The organism is Pseudomonas sp. PA-4-8C (genome assembly GCF_021606625.1).
Classification (GTDB): Bacteria; Pseudomonadota; Gammaproteobacteria; order Pseudomonadales; family Pseudomonadaceae; genus Aquipseudomonas; species Aquipseudomonas lactis.
The window spans coordinates 1-9381 of the sequence record NZ_WKCD01000225.1 but is presented as its reverse complement, the minus strand read 5'-3'; the positions used below and the strand labels follow the sequence as shown (position 1 = coordinate 9381).

Genomic DNA, 9381 nt, shown 5'->3' with positions numbered 1-9381 from the left:
GATGGGCAGCGATTACCGCCCCGGCGACCGTTCTCGCCGCGAAGACGACCGCTACTTGTTGCTCGAAGCGCTGCTGTCTGCCCGTGACCAGCTGTATATAAGCTGGGTAGGCCGCAGCATCCGTGACAACAGCGATCGCCCGGCCTCGGTACTGATCGGCCAACTGCGCGACCACTTGGCCAGCGGCTGGCAGCACGCCAACAACGATCAGCCGCTGCTCGACGCAATGACCCAGGAGCACCCGCTGCAACCCTTCAGCGCCCGCTACTTCCACGAAGGCGATTCACTGTTCAGCTATGCCCGCGAATGGCAATTGCTGCATCAGGCACCGACGGTCATCACCCAAGAGCAAGGCTTGACCCCTCACCAACAGGAAGAACCCCTGAGCCTCGGCCAGTTACAGGATTTCCTGCGCAACCCGGTCAAGCACTTCTTCAGCCAGCGCCTGAAAGTATTCTTCGAAGCCGCCGAAGTGCCGCTGGCTGACGAAGAACCCTTCGTGCTGGACGCGTTGCAACGCTACAGCCTCAGCGATAGCCTGCTGAACGCGGCGCTCACCCAACCCGATCAGCTCGATCAGGCGCTCAACGCCCAGGCCCTGCGCCTGCAAGGCAGCGGCCTGCTGCCGATGGTCGGTTTCGGTGAATGCCTGCGTAACGAACTGATCGAGCCGCTGCCAGACCTGGTGCAACGCTATCAAGACCTTCTGGCGCTGTGGCCCACCCCGCATACCGGGGCTGAACCGATCAGCTTTGCGTACCAGGGCATCCAGCTGGAAGGTTGGATCAGCGGCCTGCACCGACGCAGTGATGGCGGGCTGTTAAGCGTCACCACCATCCCCAACAGCATTGGCTCGATCAAGACACGCAAGTGGCATCGCCTCATCCGCCCCTGGGTCAATCACGTGGTGGCCTGCGCCTGTGGTCTGCCCTTGAGCACCGGTCTGGTAGCCAGTGACGACACCTTGCTGTTGGCCCCGCTGGACAAGGCCAGCGCCGAGGAAATCCTCGGCAACCTGCTTTTGGCCTGGCGCACGGGAATGAGTACACCGCTACCGGTCGCGGTGAAAACCGCGTTCGCCTGGCTCGGCCAGACTGACCCCGCCAAGGCCCAAGCGGCTGCGAGCAAAGCCTATGAAGGCGATGGCATCACCACTGACGGCGAACGCCGCGAAACGCCAGCCCTCACGCGGCAATTTCCCGACTACGCGGCCCTGGTCGCCAGCGAAGAGTTCGAAGGCTGGTGCGAAACCCTGTATCGCCCGCTGATCAACGCCCCCTGGCGATCGCTTTCCAGCACGGAGGCCAACGCATGATCGGCAAACCCTTGGCCCTGGCGTTCCCGCTCAAAGGCAGCCAGTTGATTGAAGCCAGTGCAGGCACCGGCAAGACCTTCACCATCTCCGCCTTGTACCTGCGCCTGGTGCTCGGCCATGGCGGCGATGAATCCGGTTTCGGCCGCGAGCTGCTGCCACCGCAAATCCTCGTGGTGACGTTCACCGACGCCGCCACCAAGGAGCTGCGAGAACGCATTCGCATCCGCCTGGCCGAAGCCGCACGCTTCTTCCGTGACGAAATCGAACAGCCCGATGCGCTGATCGCAGACCTGCGCGAGCACTATGATCCGCAGCAATGGCCGGCCTGTGCCAATCGCCTGGACATCGCCGCGCAATGGATGGATGAAGCGGCGGTTTCGACGATCCACAGTTGGTGCCAGCGCATGCTGCGCGAACACGCGTTCGACAGCGGCAGCCTGTTCACGCAAACCCTGGAAACTGACCATAGCGACCTGCTGGGCGAAGTGCTGCGCGACTACTGGCGCTTGTTCTGCTACCCAATGCATGACGATGCGCTCAACTGGGTGCGCAATAATTGGGGCGGCCCCGCGGCGCTGATGCCACGGGTGCGTGCATTGTTCGGCAGCGAGCGGCCCACCGCCGAAACCCGCGAGCCAGCTGAACTGATCAGCGCCTGCCTGCAAGAACGCCGCGCCGCGCTGGTTACCCTCAAGGCACCCTGGCAACAATGGGCCGCCGAGCTGCGGGATATCTGCCTGCAAGCCGTTGCCGCCAAAGCGGTCGATGGGCGCAAGATGCAAGCGCGTTACTTCGAACCCTGGTTCGAAAAGATCAGCGCCTGGGCCGCTGACGAAACCCTGGAACAACTGGATATCGGCACCGGCTTTACCCGCCTGACGCCCGATGGCATGGCCGAAGCCTGGAAAGGCGAGCCGCCGCAGCACCCCGGCATCCAAGCCATGGCCGGCCTCAAAGCCAGCCTCGACGCCTTGCCAACGCCCGACGCGGCGGTGCTGCAACATGCCGCCGGCTGGGTTGGCAAACGCTTCGAAGAAGAGAAACGTCGCCGCGCCGAGATGGGGTTTGACGACATGCTGATCCGCCTCAACGCCGCCCTCCAGGCAGACGGTGGCGAGCGCCTGGCCAGTGTGATCCGCGAGCAATTTCCGGTGGCCCTGATCGATGAATTCCAGGACACCGACCCGGTGCAATACAGCATCTTCGACAGCATCTACCGCATCGAGGAAAACCACCTCGACAGCGGCCTGTTCCTGATCGGCGACCCCAAGCAGGCGATCTACGCCTTTCGCGGCGCTGACATCTACACCTACCTGCGCGCCCGGCAGGCCACCACCGGCCGCCATCACACCCTGGGCACCAACTTCCGCTCCAGCCATGCGATGGTCGAGGCGGTGAACCATGTGTTCCAGCGTGCTGAAACCGGCCGTGGTGCGTTTCTGTTTCGCCAACCCGATGGCGACAACCCAGTGCCGTTCCATTCGGTACTGTCCCAAGGCCGTAGCGAGCAGTTGCAGGTCGACGGCCAGACGCTGCCGGCCATGAACCTTTGGCACCTGCCCACCGACCAGCCGATTTCCAACGCGGTTTACCGTCAGCAACTGGCCGCCGCCTGCGCCACGCAGATCGTTGCGTTGCTCAATGGCGGCCAGCAAGGCAGCGCAGGCTTTGTGAAAGCGGGGCGCTTGAAGGGCGTGTTGCCGTCAGACATCGCCATCCTTGTGCGCGACGGCAAGGAAGCCCAAGCCGTACGTGCCGAACTGGCCAGCCGTGGCGTGCGCAGTGTGTACCTGTCGGATAAAGACTCGGTGTTTGCCGCCCAGGAAGCCCATGACCTGTTGGCCTGGCTCAAGGCTTGCGCGGAACCGGACGTCGAACGGCCATTAAGGGCGGCCCTGGCCTGCGTCACCCTGAACCTGTCCCTGGCGGAGCTGGAGCGTCTGAACCAGGACGAGCTGGCGTGGGAATCGCGGGTGATGCAGTTTCGTGGCTACCGTGCCATCTGGCGTACCCAAGGCGTGTTGCCGATGCTGCGTCGCCTGCTCCACGACTTCAAGCTACCGCAAACCCTCATCGCCCGCAGTGATGGCGAGCGGGTGCTGACCAACCTGTTGCACCTCAGTGAATTGTTGCAACAGGCCGCCTCGGAACTGGATGGCGAGCAGGCGTTGATCCGTCATTTGGCCGAGCATCTGGCGCTGTCGGGGCAGGCCGGTGAAGAACAGATCCTGCGCCTGGAAAGTGACGAGCAACTGGTCAAAGTGGTGACCATCCACAAATCCAAGGGCCTGGAATACGACTTGGTGTTCTTGCCGTTCATCTGTTCGGCCAAGCCCGTGGACGGCAGTCGCTTGCCGCTGCATTACCACGATGAACTGGGCAAGTCCCACGTCAGCCTACGACCCACGGCCGAGCTGATCGCCCAAGCCGATGACGAGCGCCTGGCTGAAGACCTGCGTTTGTTCTACGTGGCCTTGACCCGCGCCAAACACGCCTGCTGGCTGGGCATCGCCGACCTCAAGCGCGGTAATAACAACAGCTCGGTCTTGCACCTGTCTGCATTGGGCTATTTGCTCGGTGCCGGCGCGTCGTTGGGCGAATCAGCGAGTCTGGCGCGCTGGTTGCTGGACTTGCAGCAAGGCTGCGCGGCCATCGGTTATGACCTTGTGCCCGACGCCCAAGACATCCTGTTCCACCCGCCGCGCAACCAAGCGACCTTGCTAGCGCCGTTGCTGCCTGTACGCAAGGCCGCGGAAAACTGGTGGATTGCCTCCTACAGCGCCTTGCGCATCGGCGACAGCATGAGCGCCGCCAACCTCGAGGCGCCCGAGAGCCCACAGGCCCAGAAGCTGTTCGATGACGAACGCCTCGACCCCGATGCCCCTCGGGAAACGGTCGCGTCCGGCGGGGATATTCATCGTTTCCCACGCGGTCCCAACCCAGGCACCTTCCTTCACGGCTTGTTGGAGTGGGCCGGTGAAGAAGGTTTCAACGTGACTCCAGAGGCGATCGAAAAAGCCGTGGGCGCACGCTGTAACCGCCGCAACTGGGAAGGCTGGATCGTCACCCTCAGCGGCTGGCTGGAGCATCTGCTGCAAACGCCACTGCCCCTGTACAACGAGCGCTTCACCCTCAGCGGCCTGCAGCAGTACCAGATCGAGATGGAATTCTGGTTCGCCAGTCACACCGTCGACGTGCTCGCCCTCGACAAACTGGTGTGCCAGCACACCCATGGCGGCGTGTCCCGCGTGGCCGCCGAACCGGTGCTGCTCAACGGCATGTTCAAAGGCTTTATCGACCTGACGTTCGAGCACGATGGCCGTTACTACGTGGCGGACTACAAATCCAATTGGCTCGGCCCTGACGACTCGGCCTACACCTTTGAGGCCATGGAACACTCGATCCTCGAGCATCGGTACGACCTGCAATACGTACTTTACCTGCTGGCCCTGCACCGCCAACTCAAGGCGCGCCTGCCACATTACGATTATGACCAGCACGTCGGCGGTGCCCTGTATCTGTTCCTGCGCGGTAGCCAATCGGTGAGCCAGGGGGCGTATTTCACCCGGCCGCCCCGTGAGTTGATCGAAAGCCTGGACCTGTTGTTCCAGGGCAAGCCCATCCCACCCAAGGTTGAGCCTGCCTGGGAACAAGGAGTGCTGTTATGAGCCTGTCACCGTTACCGCTGGAGGCGCTTTTGCCCCTTGATCGCGCCCCCGACCTGCTGCAGTTGCTTGCACGTTGGGTCGAGCGGGGTTGGCTGCGGGCCTTGGACAAAGCCTTCGTCGGCTTCCTGTACGAGTTGGACCCAAACGCCGATCCGCTGGTGCTGCTGGCGGCGGCCTTGACCAGCCATCAACTGGGGCATGGCCACGTCTGCCTGGATGTGTTCGAAACCCTCAAAGCGCCGGATTTTGCCCTGTCATTGCCGCCCGAAGGCGACCTGCACACCGGCGCCATGCTGCTGCCCTCGCAGTTGCTGCACGGCCTGGATGGCGGCCATTGGAGCCATGCCCTGGCTTCAAGCCCGTTGGTCGCGCTGGCCGTCGATGGCCGCGAGGAGGCCCGCAGCCGCCCGTTGGTGTTGTCCGGCAAGCGCTTGTACCTGCGCCGTTACTGGACCTACGAGCGGCGTATCGACCACGCCCTGCGCCTGCGCCTGGCCAGCGTGGAAGACGCCGCCGCCGATCTGCCGCAACGCCTCAATCGCCTGTTCGACCAACCGGCGCCCAATGGGGTGATTGACTGGCAAAAGCTCGCCTGCGCCCTGGCGACCCGCGGCGCCTTCAGCATCGTCACCGGCGGCCCCGGTACCGGCAAGACTACCACCGTGGTGCGCCTGCTCGCGCTGTTGCAGGCGCCCGCCGTGGAGTCCGGCAGCCCGTTGCGCATCCGCCTGGCCGCGCCCACCGGTAAAGCCGCTGCCCGCCTGACCGAATCCATCAGCCAGCAAGTGCTGTCACTGACAGTGCCCGACAATGTGCGGGAAAAAATCCCGACCCAAGTCACCACGGTCCACCGCTTGTTGGGCAGTCGTCCCGGCACTCGGCATTTTCGTCATCACCTGGGCAACCCGTTGCCCTTGGATGTGCTGGTGGTGGACGAAGCCTCGATGATCGACCTGGAAATGATGGCCAACCTGCTCGACGCTCTGCCGCCCCACGCACGCCTGGTGTTGCTGGGCGACAAGGACCAACTGGCCTCGGTAGAAGCGGGGGCCGTACTCGGCGATTTGTGCCGCGATGCCGAAGCTGGCTGGTACAGCCCGCAGACTCGCCATTGGCTGCAAGCCGTCAGCGGTGAAGACCTGAGCACCAGCGGCCTCCAGGAAGACCTCGATGGCAGCCATCCCCTGGCCCAGCAAGTGGTGATGCTGCGCTATTCGCGCCGCTTCGGTGAGGGCAGCGGTATCGGCCAACTGGCGCGTTGGGTCAACCAGCAAAATGCCGAAGAGGCCCGCCAGCTACTAGCCGCAGGCCGTCACGACGACCTGTTCTGTGTCAGCCTCAAGGGCGAACATGACCACGCCCTTGAGCGCCTGGTCCTGGACGGGCAAGGCGATGGCGCCCAGGGTTACCGCTACTACCTGAACCTGCTGCAATCGGCACGCCCCTCTGCCGACACACCGTGTGACGATCCAGCCTGGACCGCTTGGGCGCAACAATTGCTGCACGCCTTCGACGCGTTTCAGCTGCTTTGCGCCGTGCGCAAAGGCCCCTGGGGCGTTGAAGGGCTCAACCTGCGCATCACCGCGGCGTTGCGCAAAGTACGCCTGATCGAAGGTGACGAGCAGTGGTACGAAGGCCGCCCGGTGCTGATGACCCGCAACGACTATGGCCTGGGCCTGATGAACGGCGACATCGGCATCGCGCTGAAATTGCCCGAAAGCGACGGCGGCCCCCACGTGCTGCGGGTGGCCTTTCCACGTAACGATGGCCAGGGCGGTGTGCGCTTTGTATTGCCCAGCCGCTTGAATGATGTGGAAACCGTGTACGCCATGACCGTGCACAAATCCCAGGGCTCGGAGTTCACCCATACGGCGCTGATCCTTCCGGACGCTTTGAACCCGGTGCTGACCAAAGAGTTGATCTATACCGGTATTACCCGCGCCAAGCGCTGGTTCAGCTTGATCGAGCCACGCGGTGGGGTGTTTGAGGAGGCGGTACGGCGCAAGGTCAAGCGTTTGAGCGGGTTGATGCTGGAGTTGGATGCCGTGCCTGAAAAACTGACTGATAGGTCATGAAATATTTCTGATTCAGATGTCTGATTTTTCTGAAAAAATAGTAAGCCCCGTACCAGCTGTACGGCATGGGGTTTACCGCCGCTGTGCTATCGTTGCGGCATCACCCTGGAAAATACCTGAGAGAAGTGCTGCATGAACGTGGCTGTCTCGCCCACAGAGCGCAGTTTGAGCTGGAGACGCATGTTGCGGGTGGCGGTTCTGTGCCTGCTCGCGCCGCAGGTATGGGCGCAGACGCCCAGCCTCGCCGAGCAGCGCGCCCAGGCGGTCACCCAGGTCGTGCTGGGTATTCTCAGCTACGCGCGGTGGCCGGTGGAGCCTGCGCAATTGCGGCTGTGCATTGTCGGGCCGACTCAGTACACCGATGACCTGGTCAACGGCACTACCCAGGCCACCGGTCGTCCGGTGCTGGTGCGGCGCCTGCTGGTCGATCATCCGGATATCGTCAATGCCTGTGATGCCGTCTACATCGGCAAAATCACACCCGACGAACGCAACCGCCTGTTTACCTCATTGATCGGCCATCCCGTACTCAGCATCAGCGAAGGGGGCGACCAATGCACGGTGGGCAGCCTGTTCTGCCTGCGCGTCAGCGATGAGCAGGTGTCGTTCGAGGTCAACCTGGATTCCGTCGCCCGTAGCGGCGTGCGCATCCATCCCAGTGTGTTGCAGTTGTCCCGTCGTCGAGCGTCTGGCTCATGAGTCGCGATAAAGTGCGGCCGACCCTGCGCTCGGTGATTGCTCGCGGGCATATGATCCTGGCGCTGGTGGCGGTCACCCTGGCCAGTGTGTCCCTGACCCTGCTCGGCGTCCTCGCCCTGCGGGTGTATGCCGAGCACAACTTGCACCTGATCGCCCGCTCCATCAACTACACCGTGGAAGCGGCCGTGGTGTTCAACGACAGTGCGGCGGCCACCGAAGCCCTGAGCCTGATTGCCTCCACCGAAGAAGTGGCCCAGGCAGAAGTATTCGATATCAACGGCAAGCTGCTGGCGCGCTGGGTTCGCCCGGAAACCGGCATGTTGTCACGGGTCGAGCTGCAAATAGCGCACGCCCTGCTCGAACAGCCCATCAGCCAGCCGATTCTGCGCCAAGGGCAAACCGTCGGCAGCATCCATCTGGTCGGCCACGGTGGAAGCCTGTTGCGCTTCTTGCTCAGCGGCCTGATCGGGATTCTGATCTGCACCGCCCTCAGCGCCTGGGTGGCGTTACACCTGTCGCGGCGTCTGTTAAATGGCATCACCGTGCCATTGCAACGCCTGGCCGCCGTCGCCCACGCCGCCCGCAGCGAGCGAGACTTTGACCGCCGTGTACCCTCGGCGCAGATCGCCGAACTCGACAGCCTGGGCAGCGACTTCAACGCCCTGCTCGGTGAGATGGAAGCCTGGCAGACTCACCTGCAAAGCGAAAACGAAACCCTGGCCCACCAGGCCAGCCACGACAGCCTCACCGGCCTGCCCAACCGCGCGTTCTTCGAAGGCCGGCTGATCCGCGCCTTGCGCAGCGCGGCCAAGGTCAACGAGCGGGTGGCGGTGCTGTTCCTCGACAGCGACCGTTTCAAAGACATCAACGACCGCTTTGGCCATGCCGCCGGCGACGCCGTGCTGGTGGCCGTTGCCGACCGCGTGCGGGCGCAACTGCGCGAGGACGACCTGGTGGCGCGCCTGGGCGGCGATGAATTCGCGGTATTGCTGGCGCCCCTGCACAAGGCCGAAGACGCCCAGCGCATCGCCGACAAAATCATTGCCAGCATGGATATGCCGATTCCACTGCCTGGAGACACCCAGGTGTTGACCTCCCTCAGTATCGGCATTGCGATTTATCCCGAGCATGGCGCCACACCCGGCACCTTGCTCAACGCCGCCGACGCGGCGATGTACCAGGCCAAACGACTGTCCTCGGGCGGCCAGCAAACGGCGGAGTCGGAGCACCCCGTCGCCAACGTTCAACACAGGAGTTGATTCCCTTGTTCGCTAACACACGCGTTTTATTTATCTCTTTGCTCGTGGCCTTCCTGGCCCTCAGCGGCTGCCAGACGCCACCCAAAGGCCTGACCCCGGCGCAAGTCGCCGTGCTCAAGCAACAAGGCTTCGAGCTGACCGATGAAGGCTGGGCCTTCGGCCTGTCCGGCAAAGTGCTGTTTGGCAGTGACGTCGAAACCCTCAACAAACCCAGCACCGACATCGTCGAACGCATCGGCCAGGCCCTGGTAGGCGCGGGTATCGAGCGTGTGCGTGTCGACGGCCACACCGACGCCTCCGGCAAAGAACCCTACAACGTGGCACTGTCCCTGCGCCGCGCCAAAAGCGTGGGCAAGGTGCTGACC

At 63.3% G+C, this 9381-nt stretch carries 5 protein-coding genes and 1 pseudogene; all 6 read left to right on the top strand.

What is annotated here, in order from left to right; all coding sequences use genetic code 11:
- A pseudogene (locus tag GIW04_RS23590) lies at window positions 1-1315 on the top strand (exodeoxyribonuclease V subunit gamma); the annotation flags it as partial.
- Complete coding sequence (recB, locus tag GIW04_RS23585) at window positions 1312-4983, top strand: exodeoxyribonuclease V subunit beta (RefSeq protein WP_120248502.1); 3672 nt, start codon at window positions 1312-1314, stop codon at window positions 4981-4983. The pseudogene GIW04_RS23590 and the gene recB, both read left to right, overlap by 4 nt.
- The gene (recD, locus tag GIW04_RS23580) at window positions 4980-7058 is read left to right on the top strand and encodes an exodeoxyribonuclease V subunit alpha (RefSeq protein ID WP_120248504.1); all 2079 of its coding nucleotides are present in this window, start codon (window positions 4980-4982) and stop codon (window positions 7056-7058) included. The genes recB and recD overlap by 4 nt, the downstream gene beginning before the upstream one ends.
- A 132-nt stretch (window positions 7059-7190) precedes the next feature.
- A complete protein-coding gene (locus GIW04_RS23575) occupies window positions 7191-7757 on the top strand; it encodes a YfiR family protein (RefSeq protein ID WP_120248506.1) in 567 nt (188 codons plus the stop codon).
- Window positions 7754-9016 (top strand): diguanylate cyclase domain-containing protein, encoded by a 1263-nt coding sequence (locus GIW04_RS23570; protein ID WP_120248507.1) that lies wholly within the window; start codon window positions 7754-7756, stop codon window positions 9014-9016. Before GIW04_RS23575 ends, GIW04_RS23570 begins: the two co-directional genes overlap by 4 nt.
- A 5-nt stretch (window positions 9017-9021) precedes the next feature.
- A partial coding sequence (locus GIW04_RS23565; protein WP_236479241.1) for an OmpA family protein occupies window positions 9022-9381 on the top strand: 360 nt, incomplete at its 3' end.